The following is a 17,764-nucleotide window of genomic DNA, read 5'->3' on the forward strand; positions in this document are numbered from 1 at the left end:
ATCGATGTGCGGCTCCGCCGCGGGGCGCGACAAGCCACAAACAACCCGCACCCTGCACACAACAGGCGGAAACACCTACCGTTCACCACATGAAGCTCTCCAGGCGAAGCCTGCTGGCCAGTACGGCCGTCGTAGCAGCCTCAGCAGCCCCGGCCAAGGCCGATCCAGCACGCACCCCCCGTCTGCGGACCGGCTTCGAACGCCTGGCCGCAGACGGATACACCCTGCTGCACAACGCCCGCGTAGGAATCGTCACCAACCCCACCGGCATCACCCGCGACGCCCACCACATCGTCGACGTCATGCACGCCGACAAACGAGTGAACTTAGGGGCCGTCTTCGGCCCCGAACACGGCTTCCGCGGCACCGCCCAGGCCGGCGGCTCCGAGGGCCGCTACGACGATCCGGCCACCGGTCTGCCCGTCTACGACACGTACCAGAAGAGCGGGCAACCCCTCGCCGACATCTTCACCGCGTCCGCCGTCGACACCGTCGTCTTCGACATCCAGGACGTGGGCGCACGCTTCTACACGTACATCTGGACCCTCTACGACTGCATGGAGGCGGCCCAGCTCGCGGGGAAGCGGTTCGTCGTCCTCGACCGCCCGAACCCGGTGACCGGACGAACGGCCCTGGGCCCCGTGCTGCACAAGGAGTTCGCGTCCTTCGTCGGCAGACAGCCCATCTCCCAAGCCCACGGCATGACCGTCGCCGAACTCGCGAGGCTGTTCAACGCGGAGTTCCTCACCGAGCCCGTGCCCCTGGACACCGTGAAGATGACCGGCTGGAAGCGCTCCGACTGGTACGACGCCTCAGGCCTGCCCTGGGTCCCGCCGAGCCCCAACATGCCGACTCCCGAGACGGCCCTGGTGTACTCCGGCACGTGCCTCTTCGAGGGAACGAACCTGTCGGAGGGCCGGGGCACCACCCGCCCCTTCGAACTGCTCGGCGCGGAGGGCGTCGACGGGCGCTGGGCGGCCGCGGCGAACGAGGCCGGTCTGAAGGGCGTCCGCTTCCGGGAGGCCTACTTCGCGCCCACCTTCTCCAAGTTCCAGGGCAAGACCGTGGGCGGCGTACAGATCCACGTACACGACCGGGACGCGTACGACCCCGTACGCACCGGGATCGCGCTCCTGGTGACCGCCAAGCGGGTCTGGAGCGGCTTCTCCTGGCGGCCGGACAACTGGATCGACAAGCTCACCGGCTCCTCGTGGGTGCGCACGGCGATCGACGCGGGCGCGGGCGTGGACGAGGTGGTCGCGGGCTGGCGGCAGGAGCTGGGCGTGTTCCGGCGGATGCGGCAGGAGTGTCTTTTGTACGGATGAGCCGTGACGTATGGCCAATTCCACCCGTTGGCAGGACGATGCGCCCACATCGCGCACGCGACGGGGGACGGAAGGGGCCTGTCATGGCGGATCCTGCGATGAGTGTGACTCCCTACTGGGAGCTGACCTTCGACGCGGACGGGGATGTGCAGGGCCGGCAGCGCGACCGGCTGCTGGCGGAGGTGCCGAAGCGCGGTCTGCAGGACCTGGTCGTCTTCTCGCACGGCTGGAACAACGACCGCTCGATCGCGACCCGGCTCTACAACCACTTCTTCGCCCCGTTCCCGGAGCTGGCGCCCCACGCCAGGATCGGCTACGTCGGAGTGGTGTGGCCGTCGATGCGGTTCTCGGACGAGCCGATCCCGGACTTCCCGCGCGCCGCGACAGCCGCCGTCGCACCGGGCCCCGCGCTGGACAAGGACACGCGGCACGCGCTGCTGGAGACGTTCCCGGGCCGGGCGACGGTGGTGGAGCAGATCGCGCGGATGCTGGAGCAGCAGCCGCGTGAGGAGGCGGAGCTGGAGGAGTTCGGGCGGCTCGTGCAGCTGCTGGTCGATGTCGTACCGCCCGGGCCGCAGGCCTTGTTCGCGGCGGACACGCTGGCGGAGGGGGTGCCGCAGGACGAGCCCGAGATGTTCTCCCAAGGCACGGCGGCGGCCTGCGAGGAGTTCGCGGCCGCCCTGGCGCACGTGCAGTCCCCGCCCGGCGCCGAGGGGTTCGCGCTGCCCAACCCGTGGGACGGCGCGCACGAGCTGCTGCGGCAGGGGACGTACTACGCGATGAAGCGGCGCGCCGGGACGGTCGGCGAGCGGGGGCTCGGCCGGGTGGTCGGGCAGCTGGCCGAGGTCGCGCCGGACGTGCGGGTGCATCTGGTGGGGCACAGTTTCGGCGGGCGGCTGGTGTCGTTCGCGTTGCGCGGGCTGCCGGAGGGTGTGCGCACGGTGAAGTCCGTGACGCTGCTCCAGGGGGCGTTCTCCCACTACGCGTTCGCGGCCCGTCTGCCGCACGACACGCGCGCGGGCGGTGTCCTTCAGGGCCAGCACAACCGCGTGGACGGCCCCCTGGTGTGCTGCCACTCCTCGCACGACTCGGCGCTCGGCACGCTGTATCCGCTGGCCTCGCGGGTGGCGGGCGACGCGGCGGGTCTGGTCGAGGGCTTCGGCGTCGGGAAGGTGTTGGGCGCCAAGTGGGGCGCCATGGGGTTCGACGGTGTGCAGGCGGTGCCGGGCACCCGCACGATGAAGCTCGCCGACGCGCTGAGCGGGCCGCTGCCCCCCTCCGGCTGTGTGAACGTCGACGCGGCCGCGGTGGTCCGGCGTGGCGGGCCGCCGGCCGGGGCGCACAGCGACATCGTGCACAGGGAGCTGGCGCAGTTGGTGCTGGCGGCGGGCCGCATCCGCTGACGCGGGCCCGCCGCCGTCCGGGTGTTACCGGTGGGAGGTGAACTCGACGACCTGTTGGAAGGTCGGCCGGTTCTGCCAGCTGATCTTGCCGTGCTTGATGCCGCCCAGGGTGCGCTGGACGATCGAGTCGGCGCACCACTGGTCGCCCGCCGAGCACTGGTCGTCACCGGGGTAGACCTGGGCCGCGGTCTTGCCGGCCGCCGCCTTCAGGCTGCTGATCAGGATGTCCCGGCAGGCGCTGAGGGTGCCGCCGCCGCAGTACGAGCGGCCCAGCGGCCCCTGCACCGACTCGCCGAGCACCGCCCGGATGTCCTTGTCGACGTAGCTCCACCAGCCGTACTGGAAGGAGCTTCCGGCGTGTGAGCCGGTCGGGCCGTGGCCGGCCGACGGGGCCTCGTCGATGGGCAGGTTGTCGGTGAACGCCGTGTACAGGTCGGTGCCGAGGCCGGGTTCGAACTCGGCCTTCACCAGCAGCGGCCACCAGGCGTCCAGGATCCGGATCGCGTCGGCGTCGGCGTACTTCTTCGAACCGGCCGTGGTCTCCGTGCGCTTGCCGCCGGCCGACAGCCATGTCTGGAGCTTGCTGACGGCGGCCGCGGCCGTGGTGTCGGTGACCGTGGAGCTGTTGACGACCTTCAGCAGGTCGGGGAGCACGTCCTCGGCCCGCAGGTCGACGGTGGCCGCGTCCGCCATCGCCTTGGTCAGCGACGTACGGGTCACCCCGCCGGCCGCGACCAGCTTCTTCACCCGGTCCTCGAGCAGGTTGCCGCGGTGCACCGAGCCGTCGCCCCAGGACGCGGTCGTGTAGTCCTTGGCCTGCTTGTTGTTCCAGGAGATGTAGTAGTCCTGGTCGACGGAGTTGGGGTGGGCCGACGCGGGCGTGTAGTCGGAGGTGTTGGTCGTCGGGTTCCAGCCCCGCCACTCGTACGCCGACTGCGCCCACACCGGGAACTCGGCGTCGACACCGCTCGCGCGGACCGGGTTGTCGCCGCTGTTGTAGTACGCGGTGTGCTGGGAGTCGGCGTAGAACCAGTTGAAGGTGTAGTTGATGTGCTGCACCGCGCTCTGGAAGGTCTGCGGGCTCTTGACGTAGTCGGGGTCGTTGAGCATCTGGAAGCCGATGATGGAGTCGGCCTCGTGCAGGTAGGAGGAGCGCAGGGTGGTGTAGGCGACCTTCTTGCCGCCGACGGTCGCCCGGTACTCGACGGGGCCGTACTTCGTCCGCCACACCCGCATCGTGTACGAGCCCGCGGCCGTTCCGTCGGCCGTGGTCGGGGTCCAGGCGTTCTTGTGTTCGACCTTGTCCATGGCCGTGCAGGTGCCGCGGTACAGGTAGTGGTAGTCGTCCTGGCACAGTTCGACGGCGTACGTGTCGATGATGTCCTGGCCGGAGGTGGTGGCGCTCCACGCGTAGTCCTGGCCGCGGCCTAGTTCGACGTACATGCTCAGGCCTGCGAAGGAGGCGCCGCGGGCGCTGATGCCGGGGCCCTGGATCTCCTGGAGCAGGAGCAGCTGCGGGGCGAAGTAGCCGGTCTGCGGTCCGAAGACGGCGACCGGGTGGCCGCTCGCGGTGTGCTTGCCGCTGACCACGAGGGCGTTGGACATGCCGCGCTTGGCCGAGGTCAGGGCGGTCTTGGCCGCCGAGGCGGAGGCGGTGGCGGCGCCGGCGGTGGCCGCGCTGCCCGTACGGTCGTAGACCAGCGGCTCCTCGACGACCGAGCCGGGGTCGGGCAGGGCCAGGCCCTGTGGGTTGTCTGGCTTGGTGGCGTACGGGAAGCTCTCGCCGTTGTGGACCGTGAGGGCGGCCTCGGGGTCGTTGCGCTCGCGGAAGGATTCCCAGACCTTGGTGCCCTCGGTGACGCCGTACTTCTCCTGGGCGGCGAGCAGTGAAAGGGCGTTGTTGACCTCGCCGCCGCCTCCGGAGCCGAAGAGCGCGCCGATCACGGATCCGAGCGCGACCAGGTCGGTGATCTTGAAGTGGGCGATCGTACCGGCGTTGGTGATCGAGTCCTTGTGCCCGGTCAGGACGTACTCACCGGGGAAGTAGCGGCCGCTGTCGGAGGCGTCGATGTAGGCGTTGATGCCGTCGAGGTAGGCGGTGGCGTCGGCGAGGGCCTGCTGGCCGCGCGCGCCGTTCGTCGCGATGGCGTTGTCGATCTGGGCCTGCAGATCGGCCTCGGTGTACGGGGCGTTGCGCCAGAACTGCTGCTCCAGGCCCTGGTTGGAGGCCGCGCCGCCCGCGAAGGCGGTCAGCTGGCCGCGTCCGACGTGGCGGAAGACGTCCATCAGCCACAGGCGGTCCTGGGCCGCCGCATAGCCGGCACCGAACTCCGTGCCGTATCGAGTGGTACCGGTGATGTGCGGGACGCCCGTCTTCTTGTCACGGACGATCGTCACGTCGCTGCGGCCGGCGGGCTTCTCGGTGGAGGCGACCTGATCGGAAGGGACTCCGAACGACGCGTCGTTGAAGAAGGTGTTGATCGTGGCGTTGGTCAGCGTGGTGTAGCCCTTGGCCAGGTTGGCGTAGGGGCCGAGCTGGTCCTCGGCGTGGTCGGGCTGGGTGCCGAAGGCCTGGTTGAGCAGGATCTGGGCAAGTGTCGCGTTGCCGTTCTGACCGGGCGGGAGGATGTCGGAACACTGGCCGCCGCAGTAGTCGTTCGCGGTGGCCGTGGGCTCGGCCGCCACCGCCGCCTGGGAAAGCGGGGACAAAAGCCCGGCTATCAGGACGCATACGGATGCGTTCTTCAGGAACCCGGGGAATCGACTGGGAGTTCTCAGTCTGTCGAGAACGTTGCGTGGGGTTCGCCGCGGCATGGCAGCTCCTTGCGATGGGGGTGAGCCGGAGGTTACCGCCGGTATCCCCGCGATTGAAGATGAGCAAGCGTCACTTTTTGCAAAGTCGTCGCGGTCGTCAGGAGTCGACATGAACGTCACGTCGGGCACACGCGTCATGGAGGGCGGGGCGCGCGCAAGCCCGGACGGCTTATGGGGGCCATCCGAAATCGGATGGAGCCGAATCACGTGTCGACACGTCTATTCGGCGACGTCCGTACGGAGACGCCGAAGTGACCGAAGTGCAGGTGCAGGTGTGACGGAGGTGCAGGGCGATGGCCGGTTTCCGGAGTCTGGCGAGACAGGTGCGCGACCCGCGGTGCGATCTGGCACTGCGGCGCTACTCACTGCGCAAGTGCCTGGAGAGGTTCGCTCCTTACGGGCACCGGGCGACCTGGGACCACTTGTGCTCCCGGGCGGGGTTCGGACCGGAGGACCGGTCCCCCGATCCAGCGCGGCTCGTGGCCGCACTGGACGAACTGGAGGAGGCGCGGGCGGTCTGGCTCGCCTATGAGGTCGAGTTCGCCGAGCGCCGCAAGAAGGAGAAGCACGACGGGCTGCGCCGGCCGGGCAGTGTGGACGACTGGCACCGGCTGACCTGGGGCGGCTTCGGAGTCGCGTGGTGCGACGACCCGCGGGTACACCCCCGTGACCCGCTGGCCGAGGTACTGCGGCGGCTCATCGCCGCGCTGGAGCGCAAACCGGGCGCGACCTGCCCGGTGTGCGACGGGGAGCGCCTGGTCTGGAAGTACGACCTGGACCACGAACCGTCGTCGGGCCCCGTCTGCGCGCACTGCGGAATCCTGGTACCGCGCCCGGTTCTGAAGCCGGAGGCCCTGGGGTACACCAGGCGGGGTCGGATACTGGTGCCGGCCTAGATCGAGGGGGGTGCGCCGGGGATGCCGCACCCCCTGATGTCACGGGTCGAGCCCTGCCCACGGACCGTTGTCAGTGGCGGTCGGCAGACTTGAGGCATGGTGCAGGTCTGTCTGAACGGAACGCGGGGGGCCGTCGACGGCACGGTGGTGCCGTTGTCGCCGGGTGCGCTGGCCGAGTCCGCGGCGGAGGCCGTCGCGGCCGGGGCCACGGACATACACGTCCACCCCAAAACCCCCTGCGGACAGGACACGTTGTCGCCACGCGTGGTGGCGGCGACACTCGATGCGATACGGGCGCGCGTGGCGGTGCCGGTCGGCGTGACCACGGGCGCCTGGGCCGAGCCGGATCCGGCGGCCCGCCTTGAGTGTGTGCGGGCCTGGACGGTGCTGCCCGACCACGCCTCGGTCAACTGGCACGAGCCGGGCGCGGAGCAGCTGGCCGCCGTGCTGATCGACCTCGGCGTGGGAGTGGAGGCCGGCGTCTGGTCGGGGACGGACGGGGCCGCGCGGTTCGCGCACTCGCCGCTCGCGCCGAGGGTGCTTCGGGTGCTCGCCGAGGTGACGGACACCGACCCGGACACCGCGGCGGAGTCGGCGCGGGCGCTGCTGGCCGACCTGGAGGCCGCGCACGGCCGCCCGGTTCTGCTGCACGGCGAGGAGGGCGGCGCGTGGCCGGTGCTGCGGCTGGCGGGGCGGCTGGGGCTCGCGACGCGCATCGGGCTGGAGGACACGCTGCTCCTGCCCGATGGTGAACGCGCGGCGTCGAACGCTCAGTTGGTGGCGTCGGCCGTGTCCCAGTACGGGTGGGCCCAGCGCTCGTCGTAGGGCAGGGCGACGAGCTCGCAGCGGATGGCCAGGTCGGGCTCCCCCAGGGCGCGCAGCCGGGCGGCCCCGGGACCGGCCAGCCAGGCCCGCAGGTCCGAGATGCCCGCGTCCTCACTGTCGTCGTACCACCAGGAGAACGGGGTGGCGTCGCCGAGCAGGTCGTAGAGCCAGATGTCGACGCATTGGACGAGGTGCGCGTCCGCGGTGGGGCCCTGGATCCACCCGTCGAGGAACGGGGTCACGGTCCTCGCGATGGTGGTGCAGAGGTCGAAGACGTCGTCGACGCCGTACGGCGGCTCGGGCGTCGCGAGGACGTCCTGCCACCAGGCGCGCAGGAACGCGTCGATCGCGGCGACCTGCTCGGGCGGCCAGGAGCGCCAGTCCACGCAGGCCAGCCCGTGGGCGCCGTAGCCGATGGCCGACAGAGCCCCGTCGGCCATCGCCCGTGCCGCCTGCGGCAGGAGACGGCGCATCGCGGCGGCTTGGTCGTCGAAGTGGTCGGAGACCTCGAAGAGATACCTCTGAACGACGTCCAGGGGGATGCGGGTGCAGGGAGTGCGCAGGTAAGCGGTCTCCTCGGGCAGATGACACAGACCGCAGCCGGTCTCGTGCGGGCTGGCGAAGCCGTTGAAGACGATGTCGATGTCGGCGAGGGCCGCGTCAAGGGCGGGCGAAAGCATGGGAGTTGATCCCGTCAGGACTCCGTGCGCGGTGTGGTTGCCGGCCGAAGAGCGCGACGTTACCAGCCGCTAATCCGTTCGATCCAGCGTTTTCCGGTGCGGAGAGTTGGGGGTGATGAAACCCATGTGAGGTACCTGGAGGAGCTCCCCATGTCCACGCTGCGCGTGACCGCCGAAGTGCTGACCGTCCACGAGCACCCGAACGCCGACGCGCTCGAACTGGCCCAGGTGGGTCTGTACCGAGCCGTCGTCGCCAAGGGCGCGTACCGCACCGGGGAGGCCGCCGTCTACATCCCCGAGCAGTCGGTGCTGCCGCCCGAGCTGATCGAGGAACTGGGGCTGACCGGGCGGCTGGCGGGCGGCAACGCGGACCGGGTGAAGGCGGTGCGGCTGCGCGGGGAGCTGTCGCAGGGCATCGTGTGCCGGCCGAAGGCGCTCACGGAGTTCGACCTGGGCCGGGCGGCGCGGGAGGGGACCGACTTCGCGGCGCTGCTCGGCATCACCAAGTGGGTGCCGCCGGTGCCGCCCATGATGAACGGCGAGGTGGAGTCGGCGCCGGAGCTGCTGCCATGGGTCGACATCGAGAACTTCCAGCGGTTTCCGGGAATCTTCAGCCCGGGCGAGGATGTGGTCCTGACGGAGAAGCTGCACGGGTCGGCGTGCCTGCTGACGTATGTCGCCGGCGAGGGGCGGGTGTACGTCTCCTCCAAGGGCTTCGGGGCGAAGTCGCTGGCGCTGGCCGAGGACCCGCGCAATCTGTACTGGCGGGCGGTGCTGGGGCACGGCGTCGCCGAGGCCGCGGCGCGGCTCGCCGAGCGGTTGGGGGCGCGTCGGGTGGGGATCTTCGGGGAGGTGTACGGGGCGGGCGTGCAGGACCTGACGTACGGCGCGGACGGGAGACGCGACACGCTCGGGTACGCCGTGTTCGACGTGTCCGCGGAGATCGACGGGCAGGTGCGCTGGCTGGACGCGGCGGAACTGCTGGCCGGGGAGCTGCCGTTGGTGCCGCGGCTGTTCGAGGGGCCGTACGACATCGACCGGGTGCTGGAGGTCGCCGGCGGCCGGGAGACGGTGTCCGGGCGGGGGCTGCATCTGCGGGAGGGCGTGGTGATACGTCCCCGCAGTGAGCGGTACAGCGCGGTGACCGGCGGGCGGGCGATCGCGAAAGCGGTGAGTCCGGCGTACCTGACACGGAAGGGCGGGACGGAGTACGAGTAGGCGGTGTGCGGCGCGGGTGGGGCTGGGCGGGGACGGTTCGCGCGGCCCCGTCGCGCCGGCGGCACGACTGCCCGCGGGATTGCGTGTGGCTCAGCGGCAGTCGCCCGCGCGCACGCCCTCCCGCCGCCCGGAACCCTCGCTCCCCCTTCGGCCCCGCTCCTCCACCAGCAGCCGTGAGCCCGACTGGCGTTCGCCGAAGCTGTCATCGGGGTTGGACAGGACGCAGGTGTTGAGGGAGAGGCAGCCGCAGCCGATGCAGTCGGTGAGGTGGTCGCGGAGGCGGTTGAGTTGTTTGATGCGTTCGTCCAGCTCGACGCGCCAGGCCTCGGAGAGGCGGGTCCAGTCCTCGCGGGTGGGGGTGCGTTCCTCGGGGAGTTCGGCGAGGGCGTCACGGATCGTGGCCAGCGGGATGCCGACGCGCTGCGCGGCGCGGACGAAGGCGACCCTGCGCAGGGTGTCACGGGTGTAGCGGCGCTGGTTGCCCGAGGTGCGGCGGCTGCTGATCAAGCCCTTGGACTCGTAGAAGTGCAGGGCCGAGACGGCGGCGCCGCTGCGCGCGGAGAGCTGGCCGACGGTGAGCTCGTGGATCTTCTCTGGAATCTGGGGCACCCCTCGAACCCTACCTACGCGCCACCTGACCACGCCGCGCCATTCGGTCCGTTGACACGGGGCCCCCACCCGACCATGCTAAGCAGTCGCTTAGCATGCATGGCTAACCGTGCATAACCGAGATCGTGATGCGAGAGGCCCAGACATGGCAGAGCCGAGGATCTTCACGTCCGCCGACGAGCTGAAGGCGGCGGTGGGCGAGCAGCTGGGGTACACCGACTGGCTGGAGGTCGACCAGAAGCGCATCGACCTGTTCGCCGAGGCCACCGGCGACCACCAGTGGATCCACGTGGATCCGGAGAAGGCGGCCGCCGGACCGTTCGGCACCACCATCGCGCACGGGTATCTGACGTTGTCGCTGCTGCCTCTGTTCGGGCCCCAGCTGATCAAGGTCGAGGGCGTGAAGATGGGCGTCAACTACGGGACGAACAAGGTCCGCTTCCCCGCTCCCGTCCCCGTCGGATCGCGGCTGCGCGCCACCGCGACGATCACCGGCGTCGAGGACGTGACCGGCGGCGTCCAGGTGAGCGTCGCGTTCAGCGTGGAGCGCGAGGGCGGCGACAAGCCCGTGTGCGTCGCGGAGTCGGTGGCCCGCTACTACGTCTGACGGCCGCGCCTACTTCGCGCCCACCATCCGCAGCACGAGGTCGGCGTACAGATCGCCGACCTCCTCGGGCGTCCGCGGCCCGTCGACGTTGAACCAGCGGGCCACGTCGATGCACAGGGAGAGCACGGCGAGTGTGGTGCCGTGGATGTCCAGGACGTCGAACTCGCCCGTCCGCACGCCCTCCTCGACGATCCCGCGCACTTCCGCGTCGACCTGCCGGCGCAGCGCGAGGATCTCCGAGCGGGCGTCCGGCCCGAGCGACTCCAGCTCGTACTGGACGACCCGTGCGGTGGTGCGTCCGCCGGCGTGCCAGCGGACGAAGGAGCTCACCGCGTCGGCGAGCCGCTCGGTCGCGTTCCCCTCACCCCGGGCCGCCGTCCGCAGGATCTCGACGGCCTTCTCGTGGCCGATCCTGCTGATGCGGTGGAGCAACTCTTCCTTGGTCTTGTAATGGATGTAGAGCGCGGCCGGGCTCATGCCGGCGCGGCCCGCGATGTCGCGGGTCGTCGTGGCGTGGTAGCCGCGCTCGGCGAAGGCCTCCACCGCGGCAATGAGCAGCCGCCGGGCCGCATCGGGCGTCACCTCGCCCCACGGCTGCACTTCGCCGCCGGCCGTCTCCGCCGTACTCATCGCTCGTTCGCCCCTCTCGGTGACAGAAGCTCCACCATACCGCCGAAGGTGAGCGGCCGCTTAGAGTCCCCGCTCAGCGGGCTCCTGTCGGTCGCGGATCACCTTGGCCAGCGTGAAGGCGGACGTCACGAGGTACAGGACGGCGATGGCGAGGAAGGCCCGCACCCAGGCATCGGCCTTGAGCTGGTAGATCCCGACGGCGGTCGCCGCCATGGCGACGGCGAAGGAGGCGACGGCCTGGCCGTAGAAGGCGGCCGTGTTCTGCTGCTTGCCCGGTGTGTCACTCATGGGAACAGCTTCGGCGGACGTGGCCGAGACCACATCCGCCGAGATACTCAAGGGTCTGCACAGGTAGGTACTCAGAACGCCGAGACGCCCGTCAACGCCCGCCCGATGACCAGCTTCTGGATCTGGCTGGTGCCCTCGTAGAGGGTCATCACGCGGGCGTCGCGCAGCAGCTTGCCCGCCGGGTACTCGTCGATGTAGCCGTAGCCGCCGAAGACCTGCAGGGCGTTGTTGGCGGCGCGTACGGCGGCCTCGGAGGCGAAGAGCTTGGCCTTGGAGGACTCGGTGGCGAAGGGCAGTCCGCGGTCGATCAGGTCGGCGACGCGCCAGGTCAGCAGCCGGGCCGCGTCGACGTCCACGGCGATGTCGCTGATCAGCTCCTGGACGAGCTGGTGATGGGCGATGGTCCGGCCGAACTGCTCGCGCTCGGTCGCGTACCGGACCGCCGCGTCCAGCGCCGCCTGCGCTATGCCGACGCAGCCCGCCGCCACCGACATCCGGCCCTTGGCCAGGGCCGACATGGCGACGGAGAAGCCCTTGCCCTCCTCCCCCAGCATCGCGGAGGCCGGCACGCGCACGTCCTCGAGGACGAGTTCGGCGGTGGCCTGGCCGCGCAGGCCGAGCTTGCCGTGGATGGTGCGGCGGGTCAGGCCGGGGGTGTCGGTGGGGATCAGGAAGGCGGAGACGCCCTTGTGGCCGGGCGCGTCCGTGGAGCGGGCGAACAGCAGCACGACGTCGGCCCAGGTGCCGTTGGTGATGAACATCTTCGTGCCGTTGACGACGTAGTCGTCGCCGTCGCGGACCGCGCGCGTGGCCAGGTTGCCCGCGTCGGAGCCGGTGCCGGGCTCGGTGAGGCCGAAGCAGCCGACGTAGTCGCCGGAGGTGAGGCCGGGCAGCCAGCGGCGCTTGTGCTCCTCGCTTCCCCAGGCGGCGACGGTCTTGGCGACGAGGCCGAGCGAGACGGAGACGATTCCGCGCACGGAGGAGTCCCCGCGGCCGAGTTCCTCCGTCACCAGGCAGTACGCGAGGTGGTCGCCGCCCGAGCCGCCGTACTCCTCGTCGACCGTCAGGCCGAGGAAGCCGACCTCGCCCAGCTTCTTCACGATCCCCCGGTCGACCTCCTCGGCACGGTCCCAGGCGACGACATGGGGGGCGATCTCGCGCTCCACGAAGTCCCGGGCGAGCCGCCGTACGGCGGTCTGCTCCTCGCTGAGCTCCAGATTCATGCCGAGTCACCCCACAGAGAACGTCTCTCGAAAGCCGTGTACGCTTAAATTAGCACTGCTAGTTTCACGGACGCAGCCCTACTATGTGCGCCATGGCCCGACCGCGCAAGCCCCTCCTCAGCACCGACCGGATCGTCGAGACGGCACGCGCGCTCGTGGACGCGGAGGGCCTGGCGGCCGTCTCCACGCGCCGGCTCGCCGCCGAGCTGGGGGTGAGCGGGCCCTCGCTCTACAACCACTTCCGCACCAAGGACGAGATCCTGGAGGCGGTCGCCGACTCGGTGAGCGCGCAGGTCGACCTGTCGATGTTCGAGGGCGGCCGGGACTGGCGGACCGCGCTGCACGACTGGGCCGTCTCCTACCGGGCCGCCCTGCGCGACCACCCGAACATCGTCCCGGTCCTCGCCCGCGGCCCCGGCCGCCGCCCGGCCGCGCTGCGGCTCGCCGACGCGGTCTACGGCGCGATGGTCGACGCGGGCTGGCCGGCCGCGCAGGCGACCTCCATCGGCGCGCTGATGCGGTACTTCATCATGGGCTCCGCGCTGGGCTCCTTCGCCGGCGGCTTCGTCGACGACCAGAGCGCCTACGACCCCGCCGACTATCCCCACCTCGGCCAGGCGCACCTTCTCGCCGACCAGCAGGAGAAGATCGACGAGCGGGCCTTCGAGACGGGGCTGACGGCACTGCTGGAGGGGCTGGTGCTGCAATACGAGCAGCTCGGGCGGTCGGTCTAGGACCGGGACGGTTCGGCGGTCGCCGAAGTGTTCGTGGCGCATGCTGGGAGGCATGACCAGCAAGGACCCCCAGGCGCCGCAGCTGGCCCGGCTCGCCGCGCTCATCGCCGACGAGACACGGGCCGCGTGCCTGCTGGCGCTGCTCGACGGGCGGGCGTGGACCGCCGGTGAGCTGGCGCGGCACGCGGGAGTGGCCGCGTCGACGCTGAGCGAGCATCTGGGCAAGCTGGTCTCGGGCGGACTGCTGGCCGAGGAACGCCAGGGGCGGCACCGGTACGTACGGCTCGCCGACGCGCGGGTCGCCCAGCTGGTGGAGGACCTGGCGGCCCAGGTCGGGCCCGACACCGGCCGACGGCCGCGCAGCCTGCGCGAGTCGAGCGCAGGCTCGGCGATGGCGCGCGGCCGCACCTGCTACGACCATCTCGCCGGACGCCTCGGCATCGCGATCACCGACGCGCTGACCGCGCGCGAACTCCTCCTCCAGGACACGGGGTTCGCCCTGACGGACGCGGGGGTCGGCTGGTTCGACTCCGTCGGCATCGCCCTCGACCGCACGAGCCGCCGCCCTCTCGTCCGCGCCTGCCTCGACTGGACCGAGCGCCGCCCCCACCTCGCCGGAGTGGCCGGTGCGGCCCTGTGCCGACACGCCCTGAACGCCGGGTGGTGCGTGCGCATCGGCTCCGAGCGGGCGGTGAAGGTGACGGCGGCAGGCGAACGGGCCCTGACCGAGCTGCTGGGCATCCCGGCGACGACTCTGGCCTAGGTCGCCCGTTCGGCATCCAACCTGAAATCCGCCCGCCGGCGCCCCGCCCCCACTCGGCAGCCCCCCGTCCGAAATCCGCGAGCCTGCGGCCCGGTTCCTCCCTACCCTCTGGAGCATGATGAACCCCATCCCGTCCCGTCCGCCCCGCCCGGCCCGTCGTGCGGAGTTGCTTGCCGCTGGTGCGGCGGCGGTCACCGTGGTGTTGTGGGCGTCCGCGTTCGTGTCGATCCGTAGTGCGGGCTCCGAGTACTCGCCGGGCGCGCTGGCGCTCGGGCGGCTGCTGGCCGGGGCGCTCACCCTCGGGGTGATCTGTGCCGTACGGCGGGAGGGGTGGCCGCCGCGGTCGGCGTGGCGCGGGATCGGGATATCGGGGGTGCTGTGGTTCGGGTTCTACATGGTCGTGCTCAACTGGGGCGAGCAGCAGGTGGACGCGGGGACGGCGGCCCTGGTCGTGAACATCGGGCCCGTCCTCGTCGCCCTGCTCGGCGCACGCCTCCTCGGTGACACCACGCCGCCGCGACTGCTCGCGGGCATGGCGGTGTCGTTCGCCGGTGCGGTGGCGGTGGGTCTGTCCATGTCGGGCGACGGCGGTTCCTCGGTGCTCGGGGTGGTGCTGTGCCTGCTCGCGGCCGTCGCGTACGCCTGTGGAGTCGTGGCGCAGAAGCCGGCGCTGGGGCGGGCGAGCGCGCTGCAGGTGACGACGTTCGGGTGCCTGGTCGGGGCGGTGGTCTGTCTGCCGTTCGCCGGGCAGTTGGTGAGCGAGGCGGCGAAGGCCCCGGTGTCGGCCACGCTGAACGTGGTCTACCTGGGCGTCTTCCCGACCGCGCTCGCCTTCACGACCTGGGCGTACGCCCTGGCCCGTACGACAGCCAGCCGCATGGGCGCGACCACGTACGCGGTGCCCGCACTGGTCGTACTGATGTCGTGGCTGGCGCTGGGCGAGGTGCCGGGGCCGCTCACGCTGGCGGGCGGGGCGCTGTGCCTGGCCGGGGTCGCGGTGTCGCGGTCGCGGTCGCGGCGGGCGCCTGGGGCTGCGGCCGTGGAGCCGCAGCCCGAGCGGCTGGAACGGTCAGCTTGAACGGGCCTTGTCGGCAAGGACCTTGATGGAGACGAGCGCGATCACCGAGAGCGCGACGATGTAGGCGGAGACCGACATCGAGGTGCCGGTCGCCTCCAGGAGCAGGACCATGACGAACGGCGCGAGTCCGCCGCCGCCCACCGCGGCGATCTGGTAGCCGAGGGAGGCACCCGTGTAGCGCATCTCGGGCGTGAACAACTCGGCGAACAGGGCGGCCTGGGGTCCGTACATGATGCTGAGGAAACAGCTGGCGACGAACGTGCCGACCGCCAGCCACAGCAGCGAACCGGTGTCGATCAGCAGGAACAGCGGTACGGCCCACAGGGCGATGCCGACCGCGCCGACGGCGTAGATCCGGATGCGGCCGACGCGGTCGGAGAGCGCGGCGGAGGCCGGGATCAGCACCAGCTGGGTGAGGCTGACGCAGAGCGAGACGGTGAGGACGGCGCCGCGGTTCATGCCGAGTTCGCGGGTGGTGTAGTCGAGGACGCCGGTGATGAGGATGTAGAAGGTCGCCGTGTTCACGGCGAAGGAGCCGCCGGCGAGCAGGACCGTGCCGAGGTGGTCGCGCAGGACCGTGCGCAGGGGTGAGCCGCGTTCCGACTTCTCCTGCTCGGCCAACGCCCGCTCCGCCTCGCGGAAGGCGGGTGTCTCCTCGACGCGGGTGTGGATGTACCAGGCGAGGAAGAGGACCAACAGGCCGACGAGGAAGGGGACTCGCCAGCCCCAGGCGGCGAAGGCGGTGTCGGTGGTGAAGGCGCCGGCCAGCAGGAAGACGCTGTTGGCGGTCACCACGCCGATGGGGACGCCGAGTTGGACGACGCTGCCGTAGACACCGCGCTTGCCCTCCGGGGCGTACTCGGTGGCCAGCAGCATCGCGCCGCCCCATTGGGCGCCGACCGCGAGCCCCTGGACGACGCGCAGGGTGACGAGCAGGACGGGGGCGGCGACGCCGATCGTGTCGTACGTCGGCAGCAGGCCGATGCCCGTCGTCGCCACGCCCATCAGCGTGAGCGCGAGGACGAGCATCGGCTTGCGGCCGCGCTTGTCGCCGAGGTGTCCGGCGACGATGCCGCCGAGCGGGCGGGCGAGGAAGCCGACGGCGAAGGTGGCGAAGGAGGCGAGGACTCCGGCGGTGGAGCTGCCCGCCGGGAAGTACAGGTCGCCCAGGACGAGGGCGGCCGCGATGCCGAAGACGAAGTAGTCGTACCACTCGACGGCTGAGGCGAGGGCGGCGGCGGTGGCGACCCGGCGGCGATGGGGGGTCGCCGGTGCGGTCACGGTGGTGGGGTGAGCGGTTGGGGACGTGTCCATGCGTGCACACTCCGGTGGGTGCGGTGGGGACGTTCCCGGGAACATACTGACCGGACGGTATGGGGTCAACGGTCGTGCGCGAAGGTTGCCCGGAGCACCTGAGGGCGCTCCGGGCAACTCCCCTCAGAACACCACCAGCGCCCTGCCGCCCTTCCCCGCGAGCATGTTCGCAAACGCCGCCGGGATCCCCTCCAGCGCGATGCGCTCCGTCACCAGTGCGCCCAGGTCCAGGCGGCCCGCGCGTACGTGTTCGGCGAGTACCGGCAGGTCCCGCGCCGGGTCGGAGTTGCCGTAGACGCAGCCGGACAGGGTCCTGCCCCAGTGGAAGATCTCCAGGGCGTTGAAGGTGACCTGCTGGTCCTTGCCGCCGATGCCTACGACCGTCGTGCGGCCGCCGCGGCGGGTGGAGTCCCAGGCCGCGCGGATGGTGCTCGCGCGGCCCACGCACTCGACGGCCACGTCGACGCCCTGCTTGTCCGTGAGGCCCCTGATCTCGCGGGCCGTGGCGTCGGAGGCCACCACGTAGTCGGTGGCTCCGGCGGCACGCGCCAACTCCTCCTTCTGAGGGGAGACGTCGACCGCGACGATCTTCGCGGCGCCCGCGACCCGGGCCGCCTGGAGCGCGGCGAGGCCCACTCCCCCGACGCCGTACACCGCCACGGTTTCCCCGGGCTGGACCCGCGCCGAGTGATGGACGGCGCCGTAGCCGGTGAGGACCGCGCAGCCCAGCAGCGCCGCGTCGGTGAGCGGGATGCCCTCGGGGAGGGGCAGGACGCAGTTCGCCGGTACGACCGTCTCCTCGGCGAACGCGGCGACGTTCAGGCCGGGGTGCAGGTCGGTGCCGTCGACGGTACGGGCGTACACATCGGCGGCGCCGTTGAGGGCGTTGGCGCACAACCAGACCTCGCCGAGCGAGCAGGCGTGGCAACTTCCGCAGGATGGCGCCCAGTTGAGGACGACGCCGTCGCCGGGCGAGAGACGGGTGACCCCTTCGCCGACGGCGACGACCGTGCCCGCGCCCTCGTGACCGAGGACGGCGGGGACCGGTACCCGCATGGTGCCGTTGGACAGGGACAGGTCGGAGTGACAGACCCCGGCGGCGGCGAGCCGGACGCGGACCTGGCCGGGGCCGGGGTCGGGCAGCTCGATGTCGGTGATCTCCAGCGGGGAGCCGACGGCGGGGAGTACGGCGGCACGGACGGCCATGACGGGCAACGCTCCTGGGTCTGGAGGGACTGGTACCGGGGGCTGGGACTGGAGGACTAGTGCCCCGACAGGCAACGTTCGCCCCGTCGCGACGCCCGGCACGCCCTCTCGCCGCACCGGCCGAAAACCCAAGTACATCCAGTACGAGGGC

Annotated in this window: 17 protein-coding genes; 9 read left to right on the forward strand and 8 right to left on the reverse strand. The window is 71.2% G+C overall.

Going from position 1 to position 17,764, the window contains the following annotated elements; genetic code table 11:
• Nucleotides 1–89 precede the first annotated feature (89 nt).
• Entirely contained in the window at nucleotides 90–1,325 is a 1,236-nt protein-coding gene (locus ACFYWX_RS21505) for an exo-beta-N-acetylmuramidase NamZ domain-containing protein (RefSeq protein ID WP_389425652.1), read from the forward strand.
• A gap of 83 nt (nucleotides 1,326–1,408) precedes the next feature.
• Complete coding sequence (locus tag ACFYWX_RS21510) at nucleotides 1,409–2,728, forward strand: serine-threonine protein kinase (protein WP_389425653.1); 1,320 nt, start codon at nucleotides 1,409–1,411, stop codon at nucleotides 2,726–2,728.
• A gap of 24 nt (nucleotides 2,729–2,752) precedes the next feature.
• On the opposite strand, the gene ACFYWX_RS21515 is transcribed toward ACFYWX_RS21510, so the two are convergent.
• The gene (locus ACFYWX_RS21515; protein ID WP_389425654.1) at nucleotides 2,753–5,542 is read right to left on the reverse strand and encodes a penicillin acylase family protein; all 2,790 of its coding nucleotides are present in this window, start codon (nucleotides 5,540–5,542) and stop codon (nucleotides 2,753–2,755) included.
• A gap of 293 nt (nucleotides 5,543–5,835) precedes the next feature.
• Between ACFYWX_RS21515 and ACFYWX_RS21520 the strand changes: the two genes are divergently transcribed.
• Nucleotides 5,836–6,438: a hypothetical protein gene (locus ACFYWX_RS21520; RefSeq protein ID WP_389425655.1), complete on the forward strand. Its 603-nt coding sequence runs from the start codon at nucleotides 5,836–5,838 to the stop codon at nucleotides 6,436–6,438.
• 96 nt (nucleotides 6,439–6,534) lie between these two features.
• On the forward strand, nucleotides 6,535–7,263 hold the full coding sequence (locus tag ACFYWX_RS21525; RefSeq protein WP_389425656.1) for a 3-keto-5-aminohexanoate cleavage protein: 729 nt from the start codon (nucleotides 6,535–6,537) through the stop codon (nucleotides 7,261–7,263).
• Here ACFYWX_RS21525 and ACFYWX_RS21530 read toward each other — a convergent pair.
• The gene (locus ACFYWX_RS21530) at nucleotides 7,209–7,943 is read right to left on the reverse strand and encodes a hypothetical protein (RefSeq protein WP_389425657.1); all 735 of its coding nucleotides are present in this window, start codon (nucleotides 7,941–7,943) and stop codon (nucleotides 7,209–7,211) included. The two genes, ACFYWX_RS21525 and ACFYWX_RS21530, sit on opposite strands and share 55 nt — an antisense overlap.
• A 150-nt stretch (nucleotides 7,944–8,093) precedes the next feature.
• Between ACFYWX_RS21530 and ACFYWX_RS21535 the strand changes: the two genes are divergently transcribed.
• Nucleotides 8,094–9,161: an RNA ligase (ATP) gene (locus ACFYWX_RS21535; protein ID WP_389425658.1), complete on the forward strand. Its 1,068-nt coding sequence runs from the start codon at nucleotides 8,094–8,096 to the stop codon at nucleotides 9,159–9,161.
• A 90-nt stretch (nucleotides 9,162–9,251) separates the two neighbouring features.
• Here the strand turns inward: ACFYWX_RS21535 and soxR are convergent, their stop codons facing one another.
• Nucleotides 9,252–9,770, reverse strand: a complete 519-nt coding sequence (gene soxR / locus ACFYWX_RS21540) for a redox-sensitive transcriptional activator SoxR (protein ID WP_389425659.1) — start codon at nucleotides 9,768–9,770, stop codon at nucleotides 9,252–9,254.
• A 145-nt stretch (nucleotides 9,771–9,915) separates the two neighbouring features.
• Between soxR and ACFYWX_RS21545 the strand changes: the two genes are divergently transcribed.
• Complete coding sequence (locus ACFYWX_RS21545) at nucleotides 9,916–10,377, forward strand: MaoC family dehydratase (RefSeq protein ID WP_389425660.1); 462 nt, start codon at nucleotides 9,916–9,918, stop codon at nucleotides 10,375–10,377.
• Between the two features lie 9 nt (nucleotides 10,378–10,386).
• Here the strand turns inward: ACFYWX_RS21545 and ACFYWX_RS21550 are convergent, their stop codons facing one another.
• From ACFYWX_RS21550 to ACFYWX_RS21560, 3 genes are all read right to left on the reverse strand, one after another.
• Nucleotides 10,387–11,007, reverse strand: a complete 621-nt coding sequence (locus tag ACFYWX_RS21550) for a TetR family transcriptional regulator (protein ID WP_389425661.1) — start codon at nucleotides 11,005–11,007, stop codon at nucleotides 10,387–10,389.
• A 60-nt stretch (nucleotides 11,008–11,067) separates the two neighbouring features.
• Nucleotides 11,068–11,295 carry a YiaA/YiaB family inner membrane protein gene (locus tag ACFYWX_RS21555; RefSeq protein ID WP_389425662.1) on the reverse strand — a complete coding sequence of 76 codons (228 nt, stop codon included), beginning with the start codon at nucleotides 11,293–11,295 and terminating at the stop codon, nucleotides 11,068–11,070.
• A 71-nt stretch (nucleotides 11,296–11,366) separates the two neighbouring features.
• Entirely contained in the window at nucleotides 11,367–12,518 is a 1,152-nt protein-coding gene (locus ACFYWX_RS21560; protein ID WP_389425663.1) for an acyl-CoA dehydrogenase family protein, read from the reverse strand.
• A gap of 92 nt (nucleotides 12,519–12,610) precedes the next feature.
• Here ACFYWX_RS21560 and ACFYWX_RS21565 point away from each other — a divergent pair, with 92 nt between their 5' ends.
• The 3 genes from ACFYWX_RS21565 to ACFYWX_RS21575 all read left to right on the forward strand — a co-directional run bounded on the left by ACFYWX_RS21565 (nucleotide 12,611) and on the right by ACFYWX_RS21575 (nucleotide 15,093).
• Complete coding sequence (locus tag ACFYWX_RS21565; protein ID WP_389425664.1) at nucleotides 12,611–13,252, forward strand: TetR/AcrR family transcriptional regulator; 642 nt, start codon at nucleotides 12,611–12,613, stop codon at nucleotides 13,250–13,252.
• 52 nt (nucleotides 13,253–13,304) lie between these two features.
• Nucleotides 13,305–14,015, forward strand: a complete 711-nt coding sequence (locus tag ACFYWX_RS21570; RefSeq protein ID WP_389425665.1) for an ArsR/SmtB family transcription factor — start codon at nucleotides 13,305–13,307, stop codon at nucleotides 14,013–14,015.
• A gap of 115 nt (nucleotides 14,016–14,130) precedes the next feature.
• Nucleotides 14,131–15,093, forward strand: a complete 963-nt coding sequence (locus tag ACFYWX_RS21575) for a DMT family transporter (RefSeq protein WP_389425666.1) — start codon at nucleotides 14,131–14,133, stop codon at nucleotides 15,091–15,093.
• Here the strand turns inward: ACFYWX_RS21575 and ACFYWX_RS21580 are convergent.
• Nucleotides 15,085–16,407: an MFS transporter gene (locus ACFYWX_RS21580; protein WP_389425667.1), complete on the reverse strand. Its 1,323-nt coding sequence runs from the start codon at nucleotides 16,405–16,407 to the stop codon at nucleotides 15,085–15,087. The genes ACFYWX_RS21575 and ACFYWX_RS21580 overlap by 9 nt on opposite strands.
• A gap of 123 nt (nucleotides 16,408–16,530) precedes the next feature.
• The gene (locus tag ACFYWX_RS21585) at nucleotides 16,531–17,613 is read right to left on the reverse strand and encodes a Zn-dependent alcohol dehydrogenase (RefSeq protein WP_389425668.1); all 1,083 of its coding nucleotides are present in this window, start codon (nucleotides 17,611–17,613) and stop codon (nucleotides 16,531–16,533) included.
• Nucleotides 17,614–17,764 lie beyond the last annotated feature (151 nt).

The organism is Streptomyces sp. NPDC002888 (assembly GCF_042888465.1).
In the GTDB taxonomy this organism is placed as follows: Bacteria; Actinomycetota; Actinomycetes; order Streptomycetales; family Streptomycetaceae; genus Streptomyces.

Excerpts from the sequence above, each read along its gene's own strand:
- ACFYWX_RS21505 (WP_389425652.1), top strand. The coding sequence starts at position 90 with ATGAAGCTCTCCAGGCGAAGCCTGCTGGCCAGTACGGCCGTCGTAGCA.
- ACFYWX_RS21510 (WP_389425653.1), top strand. The coding sequence starts at position 1,409 with ATGGCGGATCCTGCGATGAGTGTGACTCCCTACTGGGAGCTGACCTTC.
- ACFYWX_RS21515 (WP_389425654.1), bottom strand. The coding sequence starts at position 5,542 with ATGCCGCGGCGAACCCCACGCAACGTTCTCGACAGACTGAGAACTCCC.
- ACFYWX_RS21520 (WP_389425655.1), top strand. The coding sequence starts at position 5,836 with ATGGCCGGTTTCCGGAGTCTGGCGAGACAGGTGCGCGACCCGCGGTGC.
- ACFYWX_RS21525 (WP_389425656.1), top strand. The coding sequence starts at position 6,535 with ATGGTGCAGGTCTGTCTGAACGGAACGCGGGGGGCCGTCGACGGCACG.
- ACFYWX_RS21530 (WP_389425657.1), bottom strand. The coding sequence starts at position 7,943 with ATGCTTTCGCCCGCCCTTGACGCGGCCCTCGCCGACATCGACATCGTC.
- ACFYWX_RS21535 (WP_389425658.1), top strand. The coding sequence starts at position 8,094 with ATGTCCACGCTGCGCGTGACCGCCGAAGTGCTGACCGTCCACGAGCAC.
- ACFYWX_RS21545 (WP_389425660.1), top strand. The coding sequence starts at position 9,916 with ATGGCAGAGCCGAGGATCTTCACGTCCGCCGACGAGCTGAAGGCGGCG.
- ACFYWX_RS21550 (WP_389425661.1), bottom strand. The coding sequence starts at position 11,007 with ATGAGTACGGCGGAGACGGCCGGCGGCGAAGTGCAGCCGTGGGGCGAG.
- ACFYWX_RS21555 (WP_389425662.1), bottom strand. The coding sequence starts at position 11,295 with ATGAGTGACACACCGGGCAAGCAGCAGAACACGGCCGCCTTCTACGGC.
- ACFYWX_RS21560 (WP_389425663.1), bottom strand. The coding sequence starts at position 12,518 with ATGAATCTGGAGCTCAGCGAGGAGCAGACCGCCGTACGGCGGCTCGCC.
- ACFYWX_RS21565 (WP_389425664.1), top strand. The coding sequence starts at position 12,611 with ATGGCCCGACCGCGCAAGCCCCTCCTCAGCACCGACCGGATCGTCGAG.
- ACFYWX_RS21570 (WP_389425665.1), top strand. The coding sequence starts at position 13,305 with ATGACCAGCAAGGACCCCCAGGCGCCGCAGCTGGCCCGGCTCGCCGCG.
- ACFYWX_RS21575 (WP_389425666.1), top strand. The coding sequence starts at position 14,131 with ATGATGAACCCCATCCCGTCCCGTCCGCCCCGCCCGGCCCGTCGTGCG.
- ACFYWX_RS21580 (WP_389425667.1), bottom strand. The coding sequence starts at position 16,407 with ATGGACACGTCCCCAACCGCTCACCCCACCACCGTGACCGCACCGGCG.
- ACFYWX_RS21585 (WP_389425668.1), bottom strand. The coding sequence starts at position 17,613 with ATGGCCGTCCGTGCCGCCGTACTCCCCGCCGTCGGCTCCCCGCTGGAG.